We start from the raw sequence: 1,105 nt of genomic DNA on the forward strand, positions 1-1,105 counted from the left end.
ATCCAAAATCAACACAGCTAAAGGATTTACCCTCTACCAGCATTTGATACAGGATATCGGCACCGGCACCAAATACCGCACCAACAATAAACTGAGCAAATTGGCCGGTTGGGTCAATAAAGTTTACCGGGTCGCCCAGTACATAACCGTATAAGTTACTGTCGCCTCCGCCAAAGCGGATTGGGTCTTTACTGGTCCAGCGGCCGGTTTGGTGTTGGTGTCAAAACAAAGCCGCAATTAAGCGGCATTGTTTTGACACCAACAGCAGAAATTCAGTTTATCTTCTTACCCTTCTCGTAAATTCTGAGGAGATATCCCATGATTGTTCTGAAGTTGCTCATTTGCACCATTCTTAATTAGGAACTCTTGAAGCTCAATAGCTCCTGCTGATTCAAACTCAGCTCTCCACAGCGGTGTATTTCCAATATCATCAACTGCATCAATTAGAGCTCCCTGATCTACTAATAACTTACACATTTCTATATCGTAGTTTTGAGCAGCAAAATGCAGTGGGGTCATACCCTGAAAGTCTTTGACATTCACCTCTGCACCTTTCCCAATAAGAAAGCAAGCTAATTCTAATTGCTGATCAATCACTGCATGAACTAATGGTGTCCTTAACTCTTGATCGAGGGAGTTAACACTAAATCCAGAGTCTAAGATAAACTGTACCGCATTTATATCACTGCGAAAAACAGCATCGAATAGAGTTCTATTTGCCTGGCTTTTCAAATTTATGACTCCTATTCAAACTCGGGTGTTCAATCTGATATAAATTTGGATTATTCATCCTATCATTAAATTGCTTTTGGGTAAGACCCTCTGCTTCTGCTTTTACTTTCTCTCGTCTAAATTCATGTCCACGCTTATGCCCCAAATCATATTTACCATTTATGGGCAAACCAGTATTTGCATCCCTAAACCTCCCATCAGCCATCCTTTTTGCTCTTGACTCAACGGTTTCTCTCACATGTTTACGTACATATGGGCGATGTAAGTCGCTTCTGCTACCAACTCCCCCAGTAAACGCGCCTTGCAGTGCTGCTGCCCCTACCTGCCAGTAATCGACACAGCCCAAGGAGCGGCCCTCTATTACTACCTGGTA

3 protein-coding genes are annotated in these 1,105 nt (G+C 42.9%); all 3 read right to left on the minus strand.

Annotation, left to right across the window (positions count from 1 at the left end; all coding sequences use genetic code 11):
* A partial coding sequence (locus H595_RS24820; RefSeq protein ID WP_477996908.1) for an RHS repeat-associated core domain-containing protein occupies positions 1 to 181 on the minus strand: 181 nt, incomplete at its 3' end.
* Between the two features lie 104 nt (positions 182 to 285).
* Positions 286 to 732, minus strand: a complete 447-nt coding sequence (locus tag H595_RS23130) for an ankyrin repeat domain-containing protein (RefSeq protein WP_051220009.1) — start codon at positions 730 to 732, stop codon at positions 286 to 288.
* Positions 713 to 1,105: HNH/ENDO VII family nuclease (locus H595_RS24490; RefSeq protein ID WP_205623275.1), on the minus strand; the 393-nt coding region annotated here is incomplete at its 5' end. The genes H595_RS24490 and H595_RS23130, both read right to left, overlap by 20 nt.

This window comes from Rheinheimera baltica DSM 14885 (assembly GCF_000425345.1).
Classification (GTDB): Bacteria; Pseudomonadota; Gammaproteobacteria; order Enterobacterales; family Alteromonadaceae; genus Alishewanella; species Alishewanella baltica.